At 41.4% G+C, this 24,929-nt stretch carries 25 protein-coding genes; 20 read left to right on the forward strand and 5 right to left on the reverse strand.

The window, feature by feature from the left end:
* Window positions 1-68: 68 nt before the first annotated feature.
* From EHO58_RS13950 to EHO58_RS13995, 10 genes are all read left to right on the forward strand, one after another.
* Complete coding sequence (locus tag EHO58_RS13950; RefSeq protein ID WP_135680333.1) at window positions 69-1,088, forward strand: retropepsin-like aspartic protease; 1,020 nt, start codon at window positions 69-71, stop codon at window positions 1,086-1,088.
* Entirely contained in the window at window positions 1,081-2,235 is a 1,155-nt protein-coding gene (gene mnmA, locus EHO58_RS13955) for a tRNA 2-thiouridine(34) synthase MnmA (RefSeq protein ID WP_135680334.1), read from the forward strand. The genes EHO58_RS13950 and mnmA overlap by 8 nt, the downstream gene beginning before the upstream one ends.
* Window positions 2,232-4,496: an alpha-hydroxy-acid oxidizing protein gene (locus tag EHO58_RS13960; protein WP_135680335.1), complete on the forward strand. Its 2,265-nt coding sequence runs from the start codon at window positions 2,232-2,234 to the stop codon at window positions 4,494-4,496. Before mnmA ends, EHO58_RS13960 begins: the two co-directional genes overlap by 4 nt.
* Before the next feature lie 208 nt (window positions 4,497-4,704).
* On the forward strand, window positions 4,705-5,916 hold the full coding sequence (locus EHO58_RS13965) for a PilZ domain-containing protein (RefSeq protein ID WP_135680336.1): 1,212 nt from the start codon (window positions 4,705-4,707) through the stop codon (window positions 5,914-5,916).
* Window positions 5,891-6,880 carry a pseudouridine synthase gene (locus EHO58_RS13970; RefSeq protein ID WP_425269452.1) on the forward strand — a complete coding sequence of 330 codons (990 nt, stop codon included), beginning with the start codon at window positions 5,891-5,893 and terminating at the stop codon, window positions 6,878-6,880. The genes EHO58_RS13965 and EHO58_RS13970 overlap by 26 nt, the downstream gene beginning before the upstream one ends.
* A complete protein-coding gene (gene nhaC, locus EHO58_RS13975; protein ID WP_135680337.1) occupies window positions 6,877-8,325 on the forward strand; it encodes a Na+/H+ antiporter NhaC in 1,449 nt (482 codons plus the stop codon). The genes EHO58_RS13970 and nhaC overlap by 4 nt, the downstream gene beginning before the upstream one ends.
* A 187-nt stretch (window positions 8,326-8,512) precedes the next feature.
* Window positions 8,513-10,519, forward strand: coding sequence for a right-handed parallel beta-helix repeat-containing protein (locus EHO58_RS13980; protein ID WP_135680338.1), 2,007 nt, complete (start codon window positions 8,513-8,515; stop codon window positions 10,517-10,519).
* 50 nt (window positions 10,520-10,569) lie between these two features.
* On the forward strand, window positions 10,570-10,884 hold the full coding sequence (locus EHO58_RS13985; RefSeq protein WP_100709492.1) for a PLDc N-terminal domain-containing protein: 315 nt from the start codon (window positions 10,570-10,572) through the stop codon (window positions 10,882-10,884).
* Window positions 10,885-10,900: 16 nt separating this feature from the next.
* Window positions 10,901-11,935 (forward strand): multicopper oxidase domain-containing protein, encoded by a 1,035-nt coding sequence (locus EHO58_RS13990; RefSeq protein ID WP_135680339.1) that lies wholly within the window; start codon window positions 10,901-10,903, stop codon window positions 11,933-11,935.
* Complete coding sequence (locus EHO58_RS13995) at window positions 11,932-12,540, forward strand: SCO family protein (RefSeq protein WP_135680340.1); 609 nt, start codon at window positions 11,932-11,934, stop codon at window positions 12,538-12,540. Before EHO58_RS13990 ends, EHO58_RS13995 begins: the two co-directional genes overlap by 4 nt.
* On the opposite strand, the gene EHO58_RS14000 is transcribed toward EHO58_RS13995, so the two are convergent.
* The 3 genes from EHO58_RS14000 to EHO58_RS14010 form a co-directional block, all read right to left on the reverse strand.
* The gene (locus EHO58_RS14000) at window positions 12,541-12,882 is read right to left on the reverse strand and encodes a DMT family protein (RefSeq protein WP_135626087.1); all 342 of its coding nucleotides are present in this window, start codon (window positions 12,880-12,882) and stop codon (window positions 12,541-12,543) included. It abuts the gene before it with no gap.
* 87 nt (window positions 12,883-12,969) lie between these two features.
* Complete coding sequence (locus EHO58_RS14005) at window positions 12,970-13,365, reverse strand: Hsp20/alpha crystallin family protein (protein WP_135680341.1); 396 nt, start codon at window positions 13,363-13,365, stop codon at window positions 12,970-12,972.
* Between the two features lie 10 nt (window positions 13,366-13,375).
* Window positions 13,376-13,783, reverse strand: a complete 408-nt coding sequence (locus tag EHO58_RS14010; protein WP_135626089.1) for an Hsp20/alpha crystallin family protein — start codon at window positions 13,781-13,783, stop codon at window positions 13,376-13,378.
* Between the two features lie 267 nt (window positions 13,784-14,050).
* Between EHO58_RS14010 and purU the strand changes: the two genes are divergently transcribed.
* The 4 genes from purU to EHO58_RS14030 all read left to right on the forward strand — a co-directional run bounded on the left by purU (window position 14,051) and on the right by EHO58_RS14030 (window position 19,196).
* Complete coding sequence (gene purU / locus EHO58_RS14015) at window positions 14,051-14,914, forward strand: formyltetrahydrofolate deformylase (protein ID WP_135680342.1); 864 nt, start codon at window positions 14,051-14,053, stop codon at window positions 14,912-14,914.
* Between the two features lie 35 nt (window positions 14,915-14,949).
* Window positions 14,950-16,356: an SLC13 family permease gene (locus EHO58_RS14020; protein ID WP_135680343.1), complete on the forward strand. Its 1,407-nt coding sequence runs from the start codon at window positions 14,950-14,952 to the stop codon at window positions 16,354-16,356.
* A gap of 127 nt (window positions 16,357-16,483) precedes the next feature.
* Complete coding sequence (locus tag EHO58_RS14025; RefSeq protein ID WP_135680344.1) at window positions 16,484-17,923, forward strand: SBBP repeat-containing protein; 1,440 nt, start codon at window positions 16,484-16,486, stop codon at window positions 17,921-17,923.
* A gap of 64 nt (window positions 17,924-17,987) precedes the next feature.
* A complete protein-coding gene (locus tag EHO58_RS14030; RefSeq protein ID WP_135680485.1) occupies window positions 17,988-19,196 on the forward strand; it encodes a CapA family protein in 1,209 nt (402 codons plus the stop codon).
* Here the strand turns inward: EHO58_RS14030 and EHO58_RS14035 are convergent.
* Window positions 19,193-19,597, reverse strand: coding sequence for a type II toxin-antitoxin system VapC family toxin (locus tag EHO58_RS14035; RefSeq protein WP_135680345.1), 405 nt, complete (start codon window positions 19,595-19,597; stop codon window positions 19,193-19,195). The genes EHO58_RS14030 and EHO58_RS14035 overlap by 4 nt on opposite strands.
* On the reverse strand, window positions 19,581-19,859 hold the full coding sequence (locus EHO58_RS14040) for a FitA-like ribbon-helix-helix domain-containing protein (RefSeq protein WP_135626095.1): 279 nt from the start codon (window positions 19,857-19,859) through the stop codon (window positions 19,581-19,583). The genes EHO58_RS14035 and EHO58_RS14040 overlap by 17 nt, the downstream gene beginning before the upstream one ends.
* Window positions 19,860-20,177: 318 nt before the next feature.
* On the opposite strand from EHO58_RS14040, the gene rpsF reads away from it, so the two are divergent.
* The 6 genes from rpsF (at window position 20,178) to aspS (ending at window position 24,927) form a co-directional block, all read left to right on the forward strand.
* On the forward strand, window positions 20,178-20,453 hold the full coding sequence (gene rpsF, locus EHO58_RS14045; protein WP_008592451.1) for a 30S ribosomal protein S6: 276 nt from the start codon (window positions 20,178-20,180) through the stop codon (window positions 20,451-20,453).
* Window positions 20,446-20,886: a single-stranded DNA-binding protein gene (locus EHO58_RS14050; protein ID WP_008592888.1), complete on the forward strand. Its 441-nt coding sequence runs from the start codon at window positions 20,446-20,448 to the stop codon at window positions 20,884-20,886. The genes rpsF and EHO58_RS14050 overlap by 8 nt, the downstream gene beginning before the upstream one ends.
* A gap of 14 nt (window positions 20,887-20,900) precedes the next feature.
* A complete protein-coding gene (rpsR, locus tag EHO58_RS14055) occupies window positions 20,901-21,215 on the forward strand; it encodes a 30S ribosomal protein S18 (protein ID WP_086446611.1) in 315 nt (104 codons plus the stop codon).
* 10 nt (window positions 21,216-21,225) lie between these two features.
* Window positions 21,226-21,690 carry a 50S ribosomal protein L9 gene (rplI, locus tag EHO58_RS14060; protein WP_135626096.1) on the forward strand — a complete coding sequence of 155 codons (465 nt, stop codon included), beginning with the start codon at window positions 21,226-21,228 and terminating at the stop codon, window positions 21,688-21,690.
* Between the two features lie 12 nt (window positions 21,691-21,702).
* Entirely contained in the window at window positions 21,703-23,025 is a 1,323-nt protein-coding gene (dnaB, locus tag EHO58_RS14065) for a replicative DNA helicase (protein ID WP_135626097.1), read from the forward strand.
* A gap of 96 nt (window positions 23,026-23,121) precedes the next feature.
* Window positions 23,122-24,927: an aspartate--tRNA ligase gene (aspS, locus tag EHO58_RS14070; protein WP_135680346.1), complete on the forward strand. Its 1,806-nt coding sequence runs from the start codon at window positions 23,122-23,124 to the stop codon at window positions 24,925-24,927.
* The last annotated feature ends 2 nt before the right edge of the window (window positions 24,928-24,929 follow it).

Below are 24,929 nucleotides of genomic sequence, written 5' to 3' on the forward strand. Positions count from 1 at the left end.
TTCCTAATAAAAAAGAATCGATTTTTTCCTTAAATTTGAAATCCTAATCGGGTTTTCGAACACTGGCGATGCTTTTTCTTCCGAATTGTACATTCAAAAAAAGAACTATTCTTTCCAGGATTGTCCTTGGGGCCTTCTTCTTTTATGTAGCAGGATGTACTACTTTCGATTTTCGGAATTTATTCTCCGGTTATATCCGCTACGAAAAAGAGGCAGGGGGAATTTGGATCAGACTTCCGCTCAAAGAAGTGGATCATCTTCCCGTAATTTATCTCTCCTTGGACAAAGACAGAGAACCTCTTAGATTTTTGATCGATACAGGTGCGTTCGTTTCCTTCCTTTCCGAAGACCATGTACCTGAAAATTCTCCTAAAAGAGTTTTGAGTGCAAGTTTTCCCGGCGGTTCTGTCCAGTCGGTCAGAAGAACGTTCAAAAACGATCTGTTCATTGGAGGGATCCGTCCTTTTGAATCCGTGGAATTTTATTCTCATGTATTCCCTAAAGAATTAAGAGTGGATGGGATTTTAGGAATGAATGCGTTCCTTGGTTCAGTTGTAGTTCTTGATTTACCTGATAGAATTTCTCTTTGGAGATCTTCTACTTCCAGTCCTGCTCCCGGTTTTTTGGAAGAAAATTTATTTCCACTATTTTTGAAGTCGGGCCAACCATCAGCGGTACTTCTTCGTCCGCCTGGAACCAGAAAAGAATCTTGGATCTTGGATACCGGGGCCGAATACAGCGTTTTAGACTGGGACACAATCAAATCGGATCATCTCACGGAATATGTAGAAGGTAAAGAAGCCACAGTATTCAATTTCGGTGGGGGCAGACTCCAGGCAAAGATCAGAACACTTCGGCCTTTTTGTCCTGTTTTTGTGAAAAACGATTCTGAAGGGATAGGCTTCTGCACACCGGAATTGGAGGTCTTTCCTGGAGGAATTCCCCCTGATGCTTTACATTCCGACCATAGGCGAGGGATCGTCGGGATCCTGGGCCGGAATTGGATGGAAAACTATCGAATTCTTTTGGACACAAAAAGGAGTCTTATTGGTATAGTAGGAAAGGAATCGGTCTCTGGAAATGAGTAAGGGTAAGATCATTGTAGCGATGAGTGGAGGGGTGGACAGTGCTGTCACTGCAGGCCTACTCATGGAAGAAGGTTACGAAGTGATCGGGGTCAACCTACGCACCTGGGAATATGAGGCACCTGCCTGCGATACCACTAAAAAATCCTGTTGTTCTCCCGAAGATATAAGGGACGCGAGAGATGTTGGTCTCTCTTTAAATATCCCTTTTTATGTGATCAAGATGGAGAAACTTTTCCAAGAGAAGGTCATAGACAGATTCGTAAATGATTACAAGGAAGGCAAAACCCCGAATCCTTGTGTGGAATGTAATACTTTCGTGAAGTTCGGTGCCTTATTCGAAAAGGCGCAAGCATTAGGAATTGATAAAATAGCTACCGGACATTATGCGAATATCGTAGAGATAGACGGAAGATATGCAGTGTCCAATGCTCAGGACATGAATAAGAACCAGGCATATTATCTGTATGGCCTGTCCCAAGAGAATCTTAAAAATACAGTTTTTCCTTTGGGTGGAATGACCAAACCTGAAGTGCGTGAGATCGCAAGGAGAATGGGACTTCCAGTCGCTGAAAAAGCGGAATCCCAAGAGATTTGTTTTATTCCTGAAAACGATTATAGAAAGTTTTTAGCTAAGAAAAATATTAATTTCACTCCTGGCGTTTTCAAATTACAAGACGGACAAATAATTGGAGAACATTCCGGAAAGGAAAACTTCACTATAGGACAAAGAAAAGGCCTAGGCATTGCTTGGAAGGCACCTTTATATGTGATCTCTATCCAAGACGACGGAACGGTTGTTTTGGCAGAAGAGAGACAAACCTTTGTAAGATCTTTTATCGTTGAAGATTTGAACCTGCAAGCTTGGGCTCCTGTTTTAGAAACGGAAAGTTCGGAATGTAGGGTGCAAGTCAGATATCGTTCCCGTCCTATCAGAGCAAAAGTAGTACGTAACGAAAACTTTATAGAAGTATTTCCTTTAGAAGAAGTAAAAGGTGTGGCTCCAGGTCAATCCGCAGTTTTCTATCCGAATGATTCGGATTATTTGCTCGCAGGTGGGATCATCCGAAAAGGAAGTGTGACTACCTACGAAAAATCGGATCTTACTATCTTAGAAAATTCGGAACTAGGAGTAAGCGTTCTTCCGTGAGTAAAAAAATCGCAGGTAAGACGATCCTAATCATTGGCGGAGGACTTTTACAGGTCCCAATCATCCAGACGGCAAAAACGATGCTTCTTAGGACAGTGGTGGCGGATATGAATCCGGAAGCACCTGGCCTGAAAATTTGTGATCTTCCTTTGATCATGTCCACAAAGGACATAGAAGGAATGGTGAGAGAAGCCAAAAAATTATCCGCAACTACTAAGATAGACGGAGTTATCACCGCAGGAACGGATGCGAGTATGACTGTGGCCGCGGTAGCTAACGCGTTGGATCTTCCTGGTATTCGTTTTGTGGATGCGGAAGCTGCTTCCAATAAAGTAAAGATGAGAGAACGCCTGAAAAAAGCAGGAGTTCCTATTCCCGGATTTGCTCCTGTATGGAGTATCCAAGATACACGTGACGCGTTGGAATTCCTACAATTTCCTTTGGTGATGAAACCTGCGGATAATATGGGTGCCCGTGGAGTTGTAAAAGTAAATAATAGAGAAGAGTTACAGGCAGCATTCAAACACGCCAAAAAATATTCTCCCACAGGTGAGATGATCCTAGAAGAATATATGCCTGGTCCCGAAGTTTCCGTGGATGCGCTTGCATGGGACGGAAAATATATGATCACAGGTCTTGCTGACCGTATCATAGAAAGAGAACCTTATTTTATAGAGATGGGCCATAATATGCCTTCTGCTCTTTCTCCTGAGATCCAAAAAGAAATAGAAGATGTAATGTTCAGAGGAATGCAAGCTCTTGGGATCAGAAGAGGTGCGGGTAAAGGTGATATCAAAGTAACACCTACCGGTGTCAAAGTAGGAGAGATCGCTGCCAGACTTTCCGGTGGATTCATGTCTGCTTTTACTTTTCCATTATCGAGCGGCATCAATTTGAATAGAGCCGCTATCTTAATCGCGCTTGGAGAAGAGCCGGATAATTTAGAGCCATTATTTCATAGAGTATCCATAGAAAGAGCCTTACTTGCACCTAAAGGGAAACTTCTTGCGATCGACGGATTGGAAGAAGCTAAGAAGATAGAAGGTGTAACTGATATTTATCTATTACATAAAGTGGGAGATATTATCCCCGAGCCCACGAATAATATTGAAAAAACTGGGCATGTGATCATCTCTGCGGAAAATTTAAGCCAAGCAGAGAGTGTATTCTCCAAAGTATTAGATACGATTAAATTTACCTGTGATGAATTATATTCTATTTCCGAGAAAGAGATTGCGGCCAATGCAAGGTCTCGCTTTGGAAAAGAGATCTGTTGGGTCTGCAAGGTTTGCGACGGAACAGACTGTGCCTCTGGAGTTCCAGGCATGGGCGGTGTTGGAAGAATGCTTAGCTTCCAGGACAATATAAAGGCGTTAGAAGAATATTCTATTCTACCCAGATATATCCGAGACAATGTCCAAGCAAGCACTGAAAGCCAATTTTTAGGACAAAAATTATCCACTTCTTTCATGTGTGCGCCTATGACAGGAGCAATCACTAATATGAGCGGAGCCATGGATGAATATACTTTGGCTGCGGTTTTATTGGAAGGATGTTTAGCTTCTGGCAGCTTAGCATGGTTAGGCGATGGAGCAAGTCCTGAAAAATATCTGATCATTCTGGAAGCTCTTAAAAAAGTAGAAGGTAAAGGGATTCTTATCTGTAAACCTAGAGAAGATGAAGGGTTGATCAAAGAAAGATTTCAAGAGGCAGAAGCTCAGGGAGTTCTTGCTCTGGGTATGGACATAGACGCTGTGAATTTCAAAACTCTGGTCCAGAAAAAAATCCCTTCTGTCACGAGAGGGGTGGATGCTCTTTCTAAAATACGTTCTTATACAAAACTTCCTTTTATCCTAAAAGGTGTGATGAGTCCGGAAGATGCTATCCTTGCAAAAGAAGCAGGAGCGGATGCGATCGTTGTTTCCAATCATGGTGGCAGAGTGCTGGACGATATGCCTGGGACCGCAAGAGTTCTTCCTATGATCCGCGAGGCATTAGGCCCCGATTTTCCGATCTCCGTGGATGGAGGGGTGAGAAGTGGGGCAGACGTTTTCAAAATGCATGCATTAGGTGCGAACAATGTTCTGGTCGGAAGGCCTATGGCGATTTCTGCTGTGGGCGGAGGGGTGGCTGGAGTCCGTTTTTTAGTAGGCCAATACACGGAAGGTTTGGCACAGGCGATGAATACGGTGGGAGTTTCCAGAATTTCCGAGATTAGGAAAGAATTTATTTTTAGAAAAAAAGAAGAAACTCCTTCTTAAATTCAAACTTAGATTTTTCTTTTTGCCGGAGTTTTGATACAATTCCACAAAAGGCCTTCCGGGCATCCCCACAACGTATTAGTAGAATATAATGCAAAAAGAATGATCCGGAAAATTCCTTGGAACCAGTAATTTCCTTTCCCTAAACGAGGGAGCCGCTAAACTCGGATTCCTTGTTAAAGGAAAAGGTCTCCTTTAGGAGGAAAGTTTGGATAGGACAGTCAAAGAAACAGAGGCTCTGACTAAAATCCTCCAAACATTGTTTGCGAGATTGCCTGTTTCCGTAGAAATTAAAGGCAGATCCTATCCTGCAAAAATTGTAGGGATCAAAGACAATATTTATCTTCTGGCTTCTTTACCCGGAAAATCGGATGGGGAGAAAACCAGGATCCTATTTCTCACTCATAATAATCATTTTTTCCATGGTGTTTTTACTGTTGTTCAAAGAAATGCGACAAACGGATTGGAATTACTTAGGATCCAGGCTGTAAAAGTCAGCGAGGCAAAACGTGCCCAAGGTAGGGTTGAACTGGAAGGCGGAGGTGGAGAACCTATCATTCTCACCAATATTATCAACCAACTTCATTTAAGACGTTCATTAGGTTTTATTGATAAAATAGTAGAGACAATCCTTCAGAAACATGCCAAAAAAATGAAGGAAACCTATCCTGATTCTTTGATCTATTTTTCGGATAGAATGGATAATAGACTTAGGATCATGTACAATTTCGAACAATCCATCTTTGTTACCAATCGTTTGGAAAGAAGTTCGGGTGGAGCAGGGCAAAATTTTGTTCCAATCGAAGAATATCTAAAACTTCTAACATTGAATAAAATTGAATCCAGATTTATTTCCGAAATTTCAGTTCTAATACGTTATAAAAATTATACTCCGCTTGGTTATGTGCAGGTTCTTTCTGACAAACCTATGGATACGGAAGATTATAATAAGATCACATTATTTGCCGCTGCAATTTCCAGAGATGTGATCGCTTCCGGATTCTTTCAGGAATCCAAGGAAAGATGTATGGCAGAAGACATCAGCAGAAGTGGACTTGGATTTTTCCATCCTCAATCCATTTTTTTCTCCAGAAGTTTTGCAGTGGGTGAAATATTACTCTGCGATGTACAATTGAACCAAGAATTAAGAGGAACTTATCGTGCGGTGATCCGGAATATCACGAACACAGATAAGATGTTCCGCATAGGTTTACAATTTTTTAATTTGAATTCCAAAGAAGAAGAAATGTTAAACCAATTTGTGGATTCCAGATTAGGACCGGGAGAAGGTTCCCAAGCACCGGAATCGACTGTCCAAGATTCAGGTCCTCCTTCTGAAGAGGAATCTGCGCCCGAAATGGAAACAGTTTCGGAAGAAGTGCCTGATATGGGTTTTGAAGGAGAAGAAGAGTCTGTCTAATTCTTCTACACAGGAAGGCCTCAAAACAAAGATCGGAAAAGAAGAGGCGGGCACTAGGCTTGATGTATTTCTTGCTTCCAGATTTACTTATCAATCCAGATCCAATTGGAGAAAAATATTAGAAGAAGGTAAAATACTCGTCCAAGGAAAAGTTGCAAAACCTTCTTATACAATCAAAGAAGGGGATGAGATACTTTATCTTCCCGGAGAAAGTTTCGAACCTCCCGTTCAAACCGATTTCCAAATTTTATTCGAAGACTCCCATTATATCGCTGTAGAAAAACCGGGAGATATTCCAATACATAGTGCAGGAAGATATAGAAAGAATAATCTCACCGACTTATTAGAAGAAGATCCTCGTTTCGAAAAAATGTATACCATCCATAGATTGGATAGAGAAACTTCGGGAGTTGTGGTTTTTGGGAAAAATTCGGAAGCTGCTTCTAAATTGTCCGAATTATTCTCCAAAAGAAAGGTAAACAAAACGTATATTTCTTATGTTTGGGGAAATTTTCCAGCATCCGTTAGAGCAAAAGGGTTCTTGATATCTGACCCTTCTTCTTTGATCCGTAAAAAAAGAAAATTTGTCTTTGAAAATTCTTTTCGAAAATTAGAAACTCCGGAAGAAGATTCGGAAACCTGCGAAACCAATTTTAGGAAAATCGGAGAAGGAACGTTTCAGGGGATACCCTTTTCTAAAGTGTATTGTTTTCCTAAAACGGGAAGACTCCATCAAATCAGGGCTACGTTATATTCCTTAGGATTTCCTTTACTCGGAGATAAAATTTACGGCAAGGATGAGGAAACATTTCTGGAATTTATAGAAGGAAAAGATCCGGACTTGATTGCCAGACTTGGAATGAACAGGCAGGCCTTACATTCCAGTTCTTTAAAGTTCGTTCATCCATTTACCGGAATAAAAACTAAGATCCGATCTAATTTACCAAAGGATTTTCCGGAATGAACGAAAAACCAGGATTTTGGATCTCCTTATTTCCACTTGGATTTTTGATCCTCTCTTTGAGTACTGCGGGATATTTATTCGGAAGTGGAATCGCAGAAGGACCTGCTCAAATTTTATTATTCAGTGCAGGTGCAATTTCCGCAGGGATTTCCAGGCTTAGAGGAATTTCTTGGGAGAAGATAGAAGACACAATTTTAGATTCTCTTCGAAATGTTTTGCAGCCTATACTCATTTTACTTTTAATAGGCGCATTGATAGGAATTTGGATCCGTTCCGGGATCGTTCCGGCACTCATAGTATGGGGGCTGGAATTATTAAAGCCTGAGATCTTCTTGCCTTCAGCACTTATCTTATCCTCGGTAGTTTCTTTGGCCACCGGAAGTTCTTGGTCCACTGCGGGAACTATAGGTGTCGCATTGATCGGAGTGGGGGCCGGGCTTGGAAAACCATTAGGAATGGTAGCAGGAGCCGTAGTCTCAGGAGCTTATTTCGGGGATAAACTTTCTCCTTTTTCGGAAACTACAAATCTTGCATCTTCCATCACCGGGGTTTCGCTTTTATCACATATACGTAATATGGCTAGGACTACTTTGCCCGCATTCGGGATTTGTCTTTTGGCATTCGGGTTTTTGGGTTGGGGTGGAAGCCAAGGTGAAACAGAAACTGCAACCGGACCCGTGATCTCCGCTTTAAAAGCTGAATTCCAAATTTCTTGGGTTCTGCTACTTCCGCCACTCCTTACATTCTTTCTCATCTATTTTAGGGTGTCTGCGATTCCTTCTATCTTTATCGGGATCTTGAGCGGAGGAGTTTGTTTTCTTATAACCCAATCCAATATATATGCAAATTCTTTAAACTTCCAGGATGCTGCTTCTGCCGCTTTTAAAAATTTAGTCTCGGCTGCATCCGAAGGCACAAAGGTCAAGACTGGACATACGGTTGTAGATGGATTATTATCCAGAGGTGGAATGTCTTCTATGCTTTCCACAGTTTGGCTGATTATCTCCGCTATGTTTTATGCAGGAATTATGGAAGGAGGTGGAATGACCCAAGTTTTAGCGGAGAAGGTTTTAAATTGGGCTAAGGCAAGAGGATCCTTATTCGCTGCTACAGTATTCACCTGTATGGGGACCAATTTATTCTGTGCAGACCAATATCTTGCAATTGTGGTCCCAGGAAAAATGTTCAAAGAGGCCTATTCCAGAAAAGGACTAGATCCTAGAAATCTTTCCAGATGTTTGGAGGATTCCGGAACAATGACTTCTGCATTAGTGCCTTGGAATTCTTGTGGTTCCTTTATGGCTACAGCATTAGGAGTTCCTACACATGTATATCTTCCTTACGCATTCTTAAATTTACTTTCTCCTTTGTTTTCCTTAATCACCGGATGGACGGGTTGGGGCCTGGCAGGAAAAGATCCTGAACTTAAAAAAGAATTATCCTGAACTCTTTTTCGCTTTTAAGAAGAAGATGCTTTCTATAACATTTGCTCGATTATAAATCTCAGAAAAATGCTTGTGTCGTTACAGCGATATGCGAAAATACTAAAAAAGTGAGCAAAAGCTCACATTTTAAAAAGGCATGTCTCGGGTGAAATTCCGAGATACTTCGAATATGAGGAGAGGAGTTCCGATGCCTAAATTCCATTTAAATAAAAGGTACGTTCCCATTATAGGACTATTGGTCCTGGGAATTTTGATGGGAGCCTTCGCTTCTTCTTGCAGTGGCAAAGAGGGAGAGACAACGGAAGGTTTTGCCCATGTGGTAATGGTGGATAATGCATTTTCTCCCCCTATGCAAAAGATCCCAATCGGCGGTCAGATCGAATTTATAAATTCTGGGGCCAACCCTCATAATGCGATCGCAGTGGATAAGTCTTGGTCTACCGAAAAAAGTTTCGGTAATATCGTGATGCCGAGAGGTGCCAAGGTAAAGATCAGTTATCCTAAGGAAGGAGTGTTTCCTTATTACTGCAGCTTTCATGCTTCTCCTGACGGAAAAAGCGGAATGGTTGCAGACATCGTAGTCGGAAATGCCGCTTATAACCCAGCTGCAAGAGCAGGTAAAGATTGGAAGGTCGCTGAAAAATTTTCAGGAACCACTCGTAAGGTTCCACAAATGTATCCTACCATCCAAAACGCAGTGGATGCCGCTTCTCCTGGAGATCTTATCCTGATCGACGAAGGTGTATATTACGAAGAAGTGGTGGTTACTACTCCTTCTCTTACATTAAGAGGAACGGATAGAAATAAAGTAATCTTAGACGGTCAGTTCCAAAGAGCGAATGGTGTTATCGTAGTTGGGGCAAATGGTGTTGCAGTAGAGAATATGACTGCAAGAAACGCAACCTTAAACGGATTCTTTTGGACAGGTGTAAAAGGATATAGAGGTTCTTATCTAACCGCTTATAATAACGGAGACTACGGAATCTATGCTTTCGATTCTGTGAACGGAGTATTAGAACATTCTTATGCTTCCGGATCTCCTGATGCGGGAATTTATGTAGGTCAATGTTATCCTTGTAAGGCAATTCTTTATGATGTGATTTCTGAGAATAGCGCCTTGGGTTATTCCGGAACGAACGCCGGAGGAGAATTATATATCCTCAGTTCCATCTGGAGAAATAATATCGTAGGTTTGGGACCGAATTCCTTGGATAGAGAACTTCTTCCTCCGGAAAGAGAAACTTATATTATTGGGAATTTAATCTATGATAATAATAACCTGACCGCTCCAATCAAACCTCTGGAATATCCTACTTACGGAACAGGGATCTTGATCGCGGGTGGTTTACATAATGTGATCAAAAATAACGTTGTGATCGGACATGATAACCACGGGATCGCGATCTTCCCAAACTTGGATGAGAATTTCTGGTTCTCTCATAGAAATATTGTAGAAGGGAACATTGTACATTCTTCCGGTTTTGGAGACTTGACTCTTGCAGGACCGATTAGTATTGGAAACTGTTTCTCAAATAATAAATTCCAGACCTCTGTTCCTCCTTTATTAGAAAAAACGAATTCTTGCGGTTCAGGGATCAGAATTCCAATGGGCGGAGAAATTTTCACTGCGTATAATGCGCTTTCTTTAATGGTGGATGCAACTCACGGAATTTATCCAAGTGGGGATTGGAAGAACCAACCGGTTCCTTCTCCCCAAGCAAATATTCCTGGTGGGGTTTCTGCTCCAATCAAACCTGCGATCCATCCTTTCGAAGACTTCGGTTTGGATTTGGATAAAGTAAAACTTCCGGAAGAAGCGGCTAAGATCCTGGCAGAAAGAAAACCTAAGTTCGGAGACGTTCTGGGCGGATTCTCTGTGCCTAAACCTTTGGATATCCAAATAGTGATATTCCGTTGGTTCGGATACTTACTTCCGCTACTTCTTTACGTATGTTTGGTCAGCTTAAGTGTTTATGATCTGGTTTCTAAATCGGAAATTAGTCCTGGCAAATACGTATGGTTAGCATTCGTTTCCTTAGTGCCTTATATCGGAGGAGGAGCTTATCTTCTTTCAGGCAAATCTTCTTATCCTAAATACCTGAGATTCACTTTGGTATTCGCCGGATTCGGAGCTTCTCTGGCATTCATTCTCTATCTTGGATTTACCATAGTAGGGAACGTCGGAGCGGGTTGATCTTAGGAAACTAATACATTAAAATTTTAGAATATATTAAGGAGTTATTTATGGAAACTACTCAATTTTACGATCCCGGATTTTTTACCCTACTTTTCAATTTTTACGGATACTATATTTTCTACATTTTATTCGCTCTCTGGGCTCCTTTAGCCCTGATCGATTTGTCTAAAAGAGAGGATGTGGATCCTAAAAAAGGAAGTTTATGGACTGCGGCGATCATTCTTGTTCCTCTATTCGGGGCAGGAGCTTATCATATTGTAGGCGGTTCTAAGATCCCATCTTGGGCAAAGAACAGTCTTGTGTATGGTGGAATCGGACTTTTGGTTTTAACACTTCTGATCTCCACGATCGCAAGATTCTAATAAACGGAAAGGTAATATGAATCGGAAGGATTTCCTTCGTTGGTTAGGAATAGGCGGTGCCGGACTCGCAGCGGGTACCGGGATCGCCGGAATTACCTCGGGTAAAAAAGAAGATCCACTTTGTAGGACAGGATCTTCCGTTCCTGGGCAGATTTCTTCTACTCCGAATCCTTCTATCCGACTGCCTGGATCAATAGGTGGGAATTCCTACGGAAGTATGGTCCATCCTCCTATGTTCGTGGACGCAGCGTTCTTGTCTAGGATGGAATTGAATGCCACAATTCCCCAAGCACCTCCTGGTTCTAAATTTCGTTCCGAAGTCAATATTATAGAAATGCCGTTGACTGTGGCTCATAACACAGTTGTGGATGCTTGGACCTTTGATGGTGTTGTTCCTGGAAAAGTGATACGCGCAAGACTTGGCCAGGAGATGGAACTTCTTTTTAGGAATCATTCCAATCATCCTCATTCTGTCCATTTTCATGGAACTCATGATCCGGGGCAAGATGGTTGGGAACCGATCGCTCCAGGCGCAGAAAGAATTTATAAGATCACTGCCGGTCCAATCGGTTTTCATCCTTACCATTGCCATGTTCCTCCTTTAGCGAGTCATATGTCTAAGGGTTTGTATGGTGGATTTATTGTAGATCCTCCAGGAGGAAGACCTCCTGCATTAGAGTTCATGTTGATACTTGCAGGTTGGGATCTAAATGAAACCGGTCGTAACGATATCTATGCTTGGAACGGTATCGCTGGATATTATGATCGTTTCCCGATCAAAGTCCCTGTTGGTAAAAAAGTAAGATTGTATATAGCAAATATGACTGAACATGATCCTGTTGCTTCTTTTCATCTTCATTCCCAAACATTTGATGTGTATAGGACCGGGACCAAACTTGTGCCTGATGAACATACTGATGTGATCACTCTTGGACAAACGGAAAGGGCAATCGTAGAATTTACACTTACTAAAAGAGGAAGGTATATGTTCCATCCTCACCAGACCCATATGGCTGACAGAGGGGCAATGGGTTGGATCGTAGCAGTATGAACTTTTTAAAATCGAATTATAAAAATATAATTTATTCTCTATTGATCCTTGGGGTAGGTTTCGGTGTCGGATATTATATGAAGAAGAAACCTTCTTCCAGATTCGCATCCGAGGCTCCTGTGGCGGAATGGAAAACCACAATCCTAAAAGATACGGATGGGAAAACTGTTCGCCCCTCGGAATTGCCCGGAAATTTATTCGTAGTATATTTCGGATTTTCCCATTGTCCTGATATGTGCCCGATGGCATTAAATGATATAGAAAACGCTTTTATATCCTTAAAAGATGATTCTAAAAATATTACTCCTGTGTTTATCACAATCGATCCTGAAAGAGATACTCCGGAAGTATTAAGAAAATATATTTCTCATTTTCCTGGAAAAGAACTCGTGGCCTTAACCGGTGGGAAAGATCAGATCGGGGAATTGCAGAAAGGATTTGGAGTATTCTCCCAGAAGACACAAATTCCCCAAGGCAATGGAGAATATGGAATGGATCATACTCTTTTTATCTATTTAGTAGATCGAACTGGAAATATACTAAGAGCTTATCCTACGGGAATCAAGGGAGAAGAATTAGCAAAAGAGATTAGAGAGTTACTGTAATCACTCTTTATCATAAAAAGCGAATACAACTGCAAGGATCACCAAGAAGAAGCTAACTGCGTGATTCCATTTCATTTTTTCTTTTAAAACTAAAATTGCAAACCCTACAAAAATGGTGATCGTAATCACTTCTTGTAAGATCTTAAGCTGGAATCCGCTTAATCCATCTTCTGCGTATCCGATCCGATTTGCCGGAACCATAAGGCAATATTCTAAAAACGCAATTCCCCAGGAGATCAGGATCGTTTTCCAAATGGGGAAGTCCTTAAAGAACTTCAGATGACCGTACCAGGCAAAGGTCATGAATAAATTGGAAAGAGTGAGTAATAGAAAAGTCCTCATAAATCCAGAAAAACCGAATGGAAGGATGGAGGCAAAAAAAAACCGGGTGGAAGCCCGGTTATCAAGTAAGGATTTGCTGAAAAACAATTAGTTAGTTTTGACCTCTATCTTTTTGCTCAAAGGTTTTTTCCTAGGAAGTTTGAGTTGTAGGACCCCGTTTTTGAGAACTGCGGAAATTTTATCTTCTTCCACAGGTTCGGATATAAGGAAGGTCCTTTTATAATCTCCAGTTCCGTATTCTGAATATCTTAAACTTCCTTTCGGTTCAGAAACGTTAGTTCTCGCAGAGATCCTAAGCTCGTCCTTCTCCAAAGAAATTTCAAGATCGGATTCTTTTACACCTGGAAGATCCAAAACAAGAAGATGTTCTTCTTCATTAGAGTAAAGATCCGTAGAAGGAGTGTAGGTCGCTCTTGGCCTCTGAGCCTTCTCTTGTTCAGTTGCAACTTTTTCTTCCGTTTTTAGTAATTCTGATACGCTCATTTTTTTCTCCTTATGCCTTTGCTTCTATACGGATCTTTCTTGGTTTTTCGCTTTCAAGGATTGGAAGCGTTAAGGTTAGAACTCCGTCTTTTACGGTCGCTTCTACCTTTTCCGAATCTATAGCTACCGGTAACTCTAATCTGCGTTGGAATTTGCCTCTGGCTCTTTCTATCCTGCGAGGTTTGTCTTGTGTGTATTCCTTCCATTCACCAGAGATTGTGAGAAGGTTATGAGCCACTGTGATCTCCAGGTCTTCCGGGGAAAGGCCGGGAACTTCTGCAGTAACCGTGATCCTATCTTGGTCCGTATATACATTTAGGGCAGGATATACCTGTCCACCTTCCGAGACTGGATCGAATAAATTATGGAATCTATTTTGAATTCTTCTGACTTCGCTAAAAAAATTTGGGCTTCTCATTATTGCCTCCTGGGCGTATTTAGCACTTATATATATAGAGTGCTAAAATTGAGAAAAGGTTCCACTATTTTTTATAAAAATTAGCACTTTTTTAATTAGAGTGCTAATGGCGGGAAATAGCCTATTTCCCTTTAGGATCCGCCTGATCCTGGCCCAAAGCATGATTTTGGAGGGAAAAAAGAAGATATTCCTTTTCTGGTTCAGAAAGAAGATTAGCCGAAATTTTAGACTTCTTAGGCAATTCTTTCAAAGCAGAAAGGAGAAATTTTGAACCCCGAACCCAATCTAAAAAAGAACCGAGTACTTCTCATTCGTTGTAAAGACGAGGCGGGACTGATCCACAGGATCACAGGATTTTTAGCAAATATTGGCGCTAATATAGTTGGAAACCAAGAGTTCGTGGAACCATTGGAGAAGGTATTCTTTATGAGAACTGAATATTCTCTTGAGAATAGTTCAAAAGAAGAAGGTCTCATTTCCGAACTTGGAAAAATCCTTCCGAAAGATGCTAAGCTTACTTTATCCAACCCAAAATTTCCCAAGGTAGTTTTACTTGCTACAAAAGAGCCTCATTGTTTGGGAGATATTCTTCTTCGTTGGAGATACGGGGAGTTGCCCATGGAACTTTTGGGTGTAGTTTCCAATCACGAAATTTTAGGAGATCTGGTCCGAGATTTTAAACTTCCTTTTCATTGTATTTCCAGCGACGGGATGACACGAGAAGAACATGAAAACCGATTGGATTCTTATCTGAAGGAACTCCAACCGGATTGGATCGTTCTCGCAAAATATATGAGAATACTCACTCCTGAATTCGTAAAAAAATGGGAGCATCGTATATTAAATATCCATCATTCGTTTTTGCCTGCGTTCGTAGGAGCAAAACCTTACGAGCAAGCATATAAGCGTGGAGTCAAGATCATAGGCGGAACTGCTCATATCGTGACTGAAAATTTGGACGAAGGACCTATCTTAGTCCAAGATGTTTGTCATGTGGATCACGGTTATTCTCCGGAACGTTTGGTTTTATACGGAAGAGATTTGGAGAAGGTTGTATTGTCCAAGGCTTTGCGCCTACTTTTGGAAGATAGGGTGATGATCTTTCAGAACAGAACTATCATTTTCGAATAACAGATGCGAATTGAATATTAGGTTTTTAGAAATACATGAAATTAAAATACGTCGGCTTTATTTTTTCCATACTGCTTGCTAGTGTTCCTCCATTATTTTCCTTTTACGGTTATGTTCCCGCTTCAGTGGGAGGAATGTTTTTTATATTCCTGATCGCTGCAGGATTATGGATTTTTGAAATTATTCCGGGTCATGCTACTTCTATCCTGATCATATTTTCAGAGATTATTCTTTTTTCTAATCCAGGAAAATGGGAATTCTTAAAACAATATGCCGGTCCCGGGAAACCGACTCCTCCTGCTGTATTTTTGGCATCACTTGCTGATTCAGCTGTAGTATTGTTTTTAGGAAGTTTTGCATTGGCCAAGTCCTGTGTAAAAGTAGGCGTGGATCGTTGGTTGGCGAATCGAGTTCTTCCTTATTTCGGAACTTCTCCTAAATTCGTATTACTTGGGCTCATGTGTATCACTGCAACCATCTCGCTTTGGATGAGTAATACAGCCACGGCTTCTTTGATGATCGCTTTGGTATTTCCATTGCTCATGGTTTTGGACAAGAATGAAAAATTTAGAAAAGCAGTTCTGATCGGAATTCCATTTGCTGCAAATTTAGGTGGGATTGGAACTCCGATCGGCTCTCCTCCAAATGTAATAGCATTCGCAAATTTGAAAAACCAAGGATATGGTGATTTTATTTCTTTTGGGACCTGGATGCTTGTGGCAGTTCCACTTTTGATCATTCTACTTTTTGCGGCATGGTTTTGGCTTTTTCGCGCATTTCCCGCAAGTGAGGGTTTAACTCTTTCTCTTCGTTATGAAACTATCTCAGAGGAAGGTTCCGAAAAAAAACTCAGATTTGTTTTATTCGGATTTTTAGCTACTGTACTTCTATGGTTGAGCGAATCATTTCATGGGATTCCAGCGGGAGTTGTGGCTTTATTTCCGCTTCTTCTTTTTACTGCTTTCGGAATATTAGAATCCAATGATTTACGTTCTTTGGAATGGGATGTTCTGATCTTAGTTGCAGGAGGGATCGCTCTCGGGACCGGAATAGAAAAAAGTGGGGCAGGGGCCTGGTTCGGAGAATTGATCGGTAAACAAGCAGGTCCAGGAGAAAGCCTTTGGGTACTTGGGATCTTCTTCTCGATTGGGCTTTTCCTTTCCACATTCTTATCCAATACTGCTACTGCAAATCTTCTGGTTCCTTTGGCACTTCCTGTCGCTACACTTTTGCTTCCGGGAAATGAATCATATGCGATCCAATTGGTTTTAGGATCTGCGTTAGGCGCCTCTTTAGCAATGTCCTTACCTGTTTCTACTCCTCCAAATGCAGTGGCTTATGCCGTGGGAGGTTTTGAAATCAAGGATATGGCCAAAGTAGGCGTAAGGATCGGGTTTTTGGGACTAGTTCTTGTTCTTTTCGGATTTCTAATTTTTAAATAATAGATTCCTAAAATTCATCCGCTAAATGCTTCGAATTTGGAATGGATGATAAAAAACGGGGAATGAATCTATCCTACGTTAGGTGAAAAGGATTCGAAATTTAGATGTAAAGAATGTTACTTAAGGCATGAGCTTTGCCGTAAGAAGATATTCTATTTCTATCCTGTTTATAGTTTTAAACACCGTTTCTTGTTCATCTCCCGGACAGTCCATTCCTGCGGAACTGGCTTTGCTCTTCGGGGGATCCACAGAGAATAATATTCCTTCCGAGCCTACAAAACCCTGGCCAAAATTTTTAGGAGTTTTTGGAACTTTAACTTTTGCATCCGGAGCAAGTGTAGATCCCGACGGAAATATAATCGTTACCGGATTTACGGAAGGGAATTTGGGCGGCCAACCTATGCTTGGCAAGTTGGATTCTTATATTACTAAATATGATGAAGAAGGCACAAGACTTTGGACCAGGCATTTGGGTGGAGGTCCTAAAGATTTCTCTAAGGGAAGTACTTACGGTCTTGCTATCAAGTCCGACAAAGATGGGAACATTTTAAGTACAGGAATGACAGTCGTAGAGATATTAGATGGGCAGAATAAAATCGGATACCAAGATGCTTATTTATCAAAATATGATAAAGATGGGAATAAAAAATGGACCAGAATGATCGGTGGGGGGAGTAACACTGATTTTCACGAGGGTACTTCTGCAGGAAGAGGAGTGTCTTCGGATCAATTCGGAAATATTTATGTAACAGGAACTACGAACGCAGGTACCTTCTTTGGCGAAAAGAACACGGCCGAACATAACGGTTTATTTATGGTTAAATACGATCCGGACGGAAACCAGATATGGGCGAGAACAGCACGCAATACCGGACCGGATAATATTGAATCGATTGCCGGCGATCTAACAATCGATTCGAATGGAGAGATCTATTTTGTCGGAGCAGCCCAAGGTGGTTTCGATGATCAAACCCAAATTGGGATAGAGGATGCGCTTCTAATTAAATATGATTCGGATGGGCACAAACTTTGGGTCCGCTTATTAGGCGTTCCTGATCAAATTTCAATTGCGAATGATATAAGCTTAGATCCGGGCAAAAATATTTATATAGTAGGTAGTACATCCGGTGAACTGGATGGTCAAACTCCGATCGGAACTACTGATACTTTTATAGTAAAATACGATAAGGATGGGAACAAACTATGGACCAGACTTATCGGAAATCCTGACTATTCTAGTTTTTTCAGGGCGGAAACCCAAGGTTTCGGAATTACTGTAGACCCAAATGGAAACTCATATATTGCCGGAACGATTTCTGCGGTAAAAATACTCTTCACCAATTCAATAAATAATGCTTTCGCAGCAAAATTCGACACGGATGGGAATTTAGTTTGGTCAAATTTGAAATATATGGAAGAGGCCACAAAATGTGAGGTCCGAGCCCAAGATGTAGTCCTTGGATTGAATGATTCATTTTTTGTAGTCGGTTATACTTCCTGTCTTTTAAATATAATGGATCCTGTAAACGGTATCAATAGCTTATTCATTTCAAAAGAATCCCCTTAAGTGTTTTTCTTTTTTCAGTATTTTATTTCCGAAAATGAATCGAGGACTAAAACTGTCCCGAAACATGTTGTTTTTCCGAAAACACTTCATTTCCTCGATTCGGATCTTTTTCTATTTTCCGTTTTTATTCTTGTTTGCCTGCGCTGGAGTTCCTGAAAATTCTTCCGGTTCCGAAAAACCTCCTGAATCGCAAACTAGTATAGTAGATAAGATCGAAACCCAAATAGAAAAATTATTTGGAAAAGAAGAAGATCCCGAAGTAGTAAAAATACTATTGGGTGGAGACGTCATGTTTAATTGGGGGATCCGGGATACGATCAAGTCCAAAGGAGAATTAGCCCCAGTTAAAGGTCTTAAATCCGTTTTTGAAACTGCGGACCTAAGAGTTCTAAATTTAGAAACTCCTGTCGTATCCGAAAAAAGTTGGGATCATGGTAAGGCTTACGTCTTCCAAGCAAAAGAATCCGATCTAGAAACTATGAGCTTCCTAGGAGTGGATCTTGTTTCTTTAGGCAATAATCACGCGATGGATCATGGTCCGGAAGGATTGGAAGAAACTTTCAAATTTTTAGGAAATAGAAAGATCGCTTCTATAGGTGCGGGAAAAAATTTAGAGTTCGCTTTTCGCCCTTGGATCTGGGAAGGGAAAGACACCAATCTTAGGATTTATTCTGCCACTAATGTAGCGGAAGGTAGATCTCATTACGCAGGGCAGACTCCAGGTGTTATGCCTTTGGATCCTGAACTGATCTTAAAAAAAATCCAAATAGAAAAATTCCAACTGAATTCATCTAAAACTTCTAAACGAGATAAAAAATCTAAATTAGTTTCTCCCGGAAAACAATTTAGGATACTTTCAATCCATTGGGGAGTGGAATATTCTCCTTTTCCAACTATCGAACAGAGAAAGATCGCAAAAACTTTGGCCGATGGGGGATTGGATATTATAGTAGGGCATCATCCTCATATTCCTCAAGGTATCGAGAAGATAGGAAACACGATCATATTTTATTCTTTGGGAAATTTGATTTTCGGAAGTAGGAACGCCTATTTAAACCATAACTTAATCGTAATACTTCATATTAAGAAAAACAAATTGATCAATATAGAGCTTGTGCCTATTTTTGGAAAGTTCCAAAACGAAGATCATTTGGTCAGGCCTCTTGAAGGAAAGGAAGCCGAGAATTTTTTAAAAGAAATTGCAGTCCTTTCCCAAGACTTGGGTACTAAGATTCGGATCGATGGGGACAGGGCCTGGGTGGAACTGGATTAAGCTACGTAAGCCCAATTTTCTATTCTCAATCCCGGAATTTTCTGGAAATGCCTTTCGTTATTCGTGACTAAGGTATAATTCAAATACAGGGCAGTGGATTCTATAAGTAGATCAAAGTCCTCGACTATACTCCCTTTTTTCTGTTGAGCAGCTTTGAGTTCCCCGTAGGTTTCCATAATTCCTTCGGTCAATTCTATCACCGGAAAAAGTTCGGCAATTCTTCGAACCGTCGCCAGATTTCTTTCCTTGTAGGTAGATTTCTGGGCTCCAAAGACCAATTCTCCGTAAGTGATTACGGAAACCGATTTGATGGAGTTCTTACGATCCAAAAAATTTTGCCGAACAATCGGATCTTCCTTTAAGCTATAGATGATGATATCAGTATCAATCAAATAGCTCATCTGCATCTTTCCCTAATGTGTTCTTGGTTCGAGAGGAGCGTATGTCCTTTACGATTTTATCAGGACTTCTGTCATCTACCCAAGAGCCTGATAATTCTAAAAAACCTAAGGTCTTACGTTCGGATTCTTTATTGTCATGTGCTAGATAGTTTTCGATCAGAAGAACTACTGCTTGGCTTACGGATCTGTGTTCCATTTCGGCCCTCCTTTTTAATGCTTCATAGAGTCTGTCGTCTATGTCCCTGACTTGTAAGTTTGCCATATTCTGAACCTTCCAGAAAATGGTGGTCTGATTTCATGAAATCGCAAGCAAAATTCATGAAATATACGCTGTAGGGACAGAAAAGACATTCCGTTGCATTGTTTGGAGAGTTAGAGGATGGACTCGGATAATGAAAATTAGAAATAGGAAAGGTTGGCGGAATATTGATTCTAATTACGCCTTAGCACCTTTTTGAGAGCTAAGACGCCCAAATCTATTCCACTTGACCCCTTGCCCCTAAAGCCGAAAATAGGACAAAATTCGGTTCTTCTGCTCGCCGCATTTGCGCAGACGGGCATTTTCCCATAGGAGAAACTTTTGAGAAACTACGAGATTACTACAATCACGCGTTCAACCGCGAAGGAAGTAGCTAAAACTGAAGTCCTAGAGATCTTCAAAAAGCATTCCATCAACGTTACCGCAGAAGAAGATTGGGGTCAAAAAAAACTTTGGCATCCAATCCAACACCAAGACTACGGAATATTCACACACTTCAAAGTGAATGCAGAACAATCCGCCTTAGAAAAGGTAGAGCGTGACTTTGGTCTGAACCAAAATTTACTTCGCTCTATGATCGTCCGCCTCAATGGCTAACGATATCAATCGGGTGACCCTTGTTGGGCGCCTGACCCGTGATCCGGAATTTAAAACCGTAAACGGGACTTCTCTTGTGAATTTTTCCTTAGCTAACGGTCGCACTTATGTAACCGGCGGAGAGAAAAAAGAGGAAACTCATTTTTTCGACTGCGAGGCTTGGGGAAAAGGCGCGGATATCATCCAGCAATACTGCAAGAAAGGCAAACAACTCGTGATCGAGGGACGCCTTAAGCAGGACACCTGGGAAACCATGGAAGGCAAGAAGGCCTCCCGCATTCGTATCGTTGTGGAAAATTTCCAGATGATAGGCGGTGCAAGGGAGAATGGAAGCGGAGAGTACGGCTCTTCCGCAAATAGCGGATCTTCTTCTTATTCATCTGCTCAAGATGATATGGGAAGTTCTGCAATGGACGACGATATACCTTTTTAACGAGGACAAAACTCATGTCAGATAACGAAGTACAAGAAGAAACAAAGCAGGAAATGACTGCTGAGGGCATGCCTTTAGATCAAGATGGAGGACGCCCCCCTAAAAAACAAAACAAGTATAAGAAGAAAGTTTGCCGTTTTACCGCAGACCCTGAACTTGCTAAACAAATTAATTATAAGAATACCGAACTTTTGGAAAGATTTATCACTAACCGTGGTAAGATCATTCCAAGAAGAATTACCGGAACTTCTGCAAAGTATCAAAGAATACTCGCTAGAGAGATCCGCAAAGCGCGCAGCATCGGTCTTCTACCGTTCAAAGTAAACTAAGGAGAAACTAATGAGAGTAATATTACAAAAAGATGTTTCTAACTTAGGAGACGCGGGAGATGTAAGGGAAGTTGCGGACGGTTTCGCTCGTAATTTTCTTTTCCCTCAAAGACTCGCTGTAAGAGCTTCCGAAGGTAAGACCAAAATGGCTCTTCACCAAAAGAAACTTGCAGATCTTAAAAAAGAAAAACGCAAGAAAGATATGGAATCCGTATCGAGTGGACTAAACGGAAAAGAATTCGAAATTTCCGTTAAGACCGGAGGCGGGGATAAACTTTTTGGAGCGGTAACTCCTGCTGATGTAGCAGCTTTGTTGAAAACCGCAGGATTCGAAGTAGACAAACGTAAAATCGAATTCCCAGAGCCTATCCGTAACCTAGGTTCCTTTAAATTAAAAGTGCGTCTTGCAGAAGGTATCCTCCCGACTATCACAGTTCATGTGAAGAAAGAGGAAGTCGTTTCTACCGAAGCGTAAGCCGGAACAAGAATGCAATCCGACTCCTTGTTCGAACTGGAATCCGAGAAGTCTTTTCTCGGATTTCTTCTTCTTAAAGGAGCGGATAATCTAATCGATATCCCCCTCGTTCCCGAGGATTTTTACCAAGATACAAACAGAAGAATTTACAAGGCGATTCTGGACCTTGTGGACAAAAGGATCGCTGTAGATCCGGTTTCCGTCCTAAACTTCTTAAAAGAAAACTCCCTACTCAAAGATCCCGAAAGAGAATATGAATATATTTATTCTCTTTATAAGGATTCTGTAGTTTCCCATCCACTGGGTTATTATGCGGAAAGGATCAAACGTCTTTCCGAAAGAAGAAAATATTCGAAATTATTAATGAACGCCCTGGAGTTGATCCAGAAAGAACCGGGCGAAAACGAATCTGTATTCAATCAAATTGAACAAAGTCTTACCGATGTTTCTAGATCTGCGGATGTAAAAGGACTTCTTCCTGTTTCCGGGGATAAGGCGGCGCTCTCCGAATATATCAAAGAGATCATGGAGAGTAGAGGTCAGATCAAAGGTCTCAGAACTAATTTTACTCAGTTTGATGAGATGACTTCCGGTTTGAAAGAATACGAGATGATGGTCTTGGCCGCGAGACCCGGTAACGGTAAGACTACCTTGGCTTTGAATATTGCATCCAACGTGGCGCTGATCCATAATCGACCTGTGGTAATTTTCTCTTTAGAGATGAGTAGAATGGAACTTCTACTCAAACTTGTATGCTCTTATGCTCAGGTAGAATCGAACAAATTAAAACGTTCCGAAGTTACCAAATCGGATGCTCCCAAGTTGATTGATGCAATCATTAAGGTAACTTCTTCTCCTATTTATATTGATGACTCCGGTGCACTAAGCGTAGACGATTTTAAGGGAAGGGTCCGTAAACTTCTCACCAACGAAACTCTTGGACTCATCATTGTGGACTATCTACAGCTCATGAACGATCCCAAAAATAGGGACGGGGGAAGACAACAAGAGGTTTCCTCGATTTCCAGAGCTCTTAAACAGATGGCCAAAGAAGCAAGATGTCCCGTCATCGCACTTTCTCAGATGAACCGTTCCATTGAGCAAAGATCCAAGGACCAAAGACCTCAACTTGCGGACTTAAGAGAGTCGGGTGCGATCGAGCAGGATGCGGATATTGTTACATTCATCTATCGTGGAGAGAAGGGAAAGGACGAAGAGGAAGATCCCAGAATGAAGGGAATGGCGGAGATCATCATCGCCAAAAACAGGTCCGGACCAACAGGTTCTTTTCCACTTGCCTTCCGACCTGAACTTTCCAGATTTGATAACGTGTAGATTCGGAAAGATCGAATTTTGCAGAACGGTAGCCTTATCCAGGTGTTAACCGAACTGGGCATGCACTCATATAATAAATAAGGAACTGGAATTTCTTTGGAAGATTGGATTTTAGAAGGTTATAAATCAAGAGCCTGGGCGGGAGAAGTAACTGACGCCCAAGAGGGAAAAACTCTCACTTTATTCGGTTGGTCTTTCCGATTCCGGGACCAAGGCGGGGTCATCTTTGTGGATCTCCGTGATAGAACAGGGATACTTCAAGTAGTATTACGTAAAGAAATCCTGGGAGAGAACTTTGTTTCTGCAGAGAAGATCCGCTCCGAGTACGTGATTGCAGTCCAAGGGAAACTTAAAAAACGGGATGCGGAAAGTATTAATCCCAAAATGAAAACCGGGACGATTGAGCTTGTTGTAGACCAATTGATTATTCTGAACTCGGCAAAAACTCCTCCTTTCTCCTTGGATGAGTTCGAAGAGATTTCCGAAGAGAACAGACTCAAATACAGATATCTGGATTTCAGAAGAGACGAACTTAAGAACAGAATGATAAAACGTCATGAGTTCGTATTCGCAATTCGTAATTATCTAAATTCTCGTAAGTTCGTAGAGATTGAAACTCCGATCCTGAACAAGTCCACTCCGGAAGGAGCACGCGACTTTTTGGTACCTTCTCGCTTAAACCCGAACTCATTCTATGCTCTTCCTCAGTCTCCTCAGATCTTTAAACAGATCCTGATGGTTGGGGGAATGGAGAGATATTTCCAGATCGTAAAATGTTTCAGAGATGAGGACCTAAGAGCTGACAGACAGCCTGAGTTCACTCAGTTGGATATGGAATTCTCCTTTGTTTCTCAAGAAGAGATCCTTTCCGAGATTGAAGGTCTATTCTCCAAAGTGATGAAGGATGTATTCAGTCTGGATTTCAAGGGCCCATTCTCTAGAATGCCTTATAAACAAGCCATGGAAGAATACGGTTCCGATAAACCTGACCTTCGTTTCGGAATGAAATTGGTAGATGTTTCGGAGATCGTAAAAGATTCGGATTTCCAGGTATTTGCAGGTGCAGTTGCAAACGGCGGAGTAGTAAAAGCAGTCTGTGTTCCTGGCGGTTCTATAATTTCCAGAAAAGAGATAGAAGATCTGACTGCTTGGTTGAACCGAGATTATAAAGCAAAAGGCCTTGCTTACATGAAACACGGGGCAGAAGGATTAGAATCCACTATTACAAAACGATTCACTCCGGAAGCTCTTTCTAAAATCGCAAGTATGGTCGGCTCAAAAGAAGGAGACATGGTCTTTTTCGGAGCGGATGAAAGAGAAATCGTAAATCATTCCCTAGGCGCTCTACGTCTGAAACTTTCGGAAAGATTTGACAAACCTGCAGAAGGAAGCTTTCATATTTCCTGGATCGTGGACTTTCCTATGTTCGAGTGGAATAAGGACAGCAAACGTTGGGATTCCTTGCACCACCCGTTCACTTCTCCTGGAGATTCCAGTTTGGAAATTTTTTCTTCCGAGGAAAGACTCCAAAAAGAAGCGGGAAATGCACTCGCAAAAGCTTACGATCTGGTGCTAAATGGTGTGGAGATCGGTGGAGGTTCCATTCGTATCCATTCCAAAGATGTGCAGACTCGAGTTTTCTCCACTTTGGGGATCGGACCTGAGGAAGCTAAAGAAAAATTCGGCTTCTTATTGGAGGCCTTGGAATATGGGGCACCTCCTCATGGAGGGATTGCATTCGGAATAGATCGGATCATGATGCTGATGACCGGCGGAAAATCCATCCGAGATGTGATCGCATTCCCTAAAACACAGAAGGGTGTTTGTTTGATGAGCGAATGTCCGTCTGAAGTGGAAGAGAAACAGCTCCAAGAATTGAAGCTTAGGTTGATAAAGGTTTAATC

This window comes from Leptospira selangorensis, from assembly GCF_004769405.1.
In the GTDB taxonomy this organism is placed as follows: Bacteria; Spirochaetota; Leptospiria; order Leptospirales; family Leptospiraceae; genus Leptospira_B; species Leptospira_B selangorensis.

What these genes read in the sequence shown, in the direction of transcription:
- EHO58_RS14035 (WP_135680345.1), bottom strand. Translation starts at nt 19,597, where the DNA reads ATGAGCTATTTGATTGATACTGATATCATCATCTATAGCTTAAAGGAA.
- EHO58_RS13995 (WP_135680340.1), top strand. Translation starts at nt 11,932, where the DNA reads ATGAACTTTTTAAAATCGAATTATAAAAATATAATTTATTCTCTATTG.
- EHO58_RS13990 (WP_135680339.1), top strand. Translation starts at nt 10,901, where the DNA reads ATGAATCGGAAGGATTTCCTTCGTTGGTTAGGAATAGGCGGTGCCGGA.
- EHO58_RS13950 (WP_135680333.1), top strand. Translation starts at nt 69, where the DNA reads ATGCTTTTTCTTCCGAATTGTACATTCAAAAAAAGAACTATTCTTTCC.
- nhaC (WP_135680337.1), top strand. Translation starts at nt 6,877, where the DNA reads ATGAACGAAAAACCAGGATTTTGGATCTCCTTATTTCCACTTGGATTT.
- EHO58_RS14010 (WP_135626089.1), bottom strand. Translation starts at nt 13,783, where the DNA reads ATGAGAAGCCCAAATTTTTTTAGCGAAGTCAGAAGAATTCAAAATAGA.
- EHO58_RS14005 (WP_135680341.1), bottom strand. Translation starts at nt 13,365, where the DNA reads ATGAGCGTATCAGAATTACTAAAAACGGAAGAAAAAGTTGCAACTGAA.
- mnmA (WP_135680334.1), top strand. Translation starts at nt 1,081, where the DNA reads ATGAGTAAGGGTAAGATCATTGTAGCGATGAGTGGAGGGGTGGACAGT.
- EHO58_RS14040 (WP_135626095.1), bottom strand. Translation starts at nt 19,859, where the DNA reads ATGGCAAACTTACAAGTCAGGGACATAGACGACAGACTCTATGAAGCA.
- EHO58_RS13980 (WP_135680338.1), top strand. Translation starts at nt 8,513, where the DNA reads ATGCCTAAATTCCATTTAAATAAAAGGTACGTTCCCATTATAGGACTA.
- EHO58_RS13985 (WP_100709492.1), top strand. Translation starts at nt 10,570, where the DNA reads ATGGAAACTACTCAATTTTACGATCCCGGATTTTTTACCCTACTTTTC.
- EHO58_RS14050 (WP_008592888.1), top strand. Translation starts at nt 20,446, where the DNA reads ATGGCTAACGATATCAATCGGGTGACCCTTGTTGGGCGCCTGACCCGT.
- EHO58_RS14020 (WP_135680343.1), top strand. Translation starts at nt 14,950, where the DNA reads ATGAAATTAAAATACGTCGGCTTTATTTTTTCCATACTGCTTGCTAGT.
- EHO58_RS14030 (WP_135680485.1), top strand. Translation starts at nt 17,988, where the DNA reads ATGTTGTTTTTCCGAAAACACTTCATTTCCTCGATTCGGATCTTTTTC.
- rplI (WP_135626096.1), top strand. Translation starts at nt 21,226, where the DNA reads ATGAGAGTAATATTACAAAAAGATGTTTCTAACTTAGGAGACGCGGGA.
- rpsR (WP_086446611.1), top strand. Translation starts at nt 20,901, where the DNA reads ATGTCAGATAACGAAGTACAAGAAGAAACAAAGCAGGAAATGACTGCT.
- EHO58_RS14025 (WP_135680344.1), top strand. Translation starts at nt 16,484, where the DNA reads ATGAGCTTTGCCGTAAGAAGATATTCTATTTCTATCCTGTTTATAGTT.
- dnaB (WP_135626097.1), top strand. Translation starts at nt 21,703, where the DNA reads ATGCAATCCGACTCCTTGTTCGAACTGGAATCCGAGAAGTCTTTTCTC.
- EHO58_RS14000 (WP_135626087.1), bottom strand. Translation starts at nt 12,882, where the DNA reads ATGAGGACTTTTCTATTACTCACTCTTTCCAATTTATTCATGACCTTT.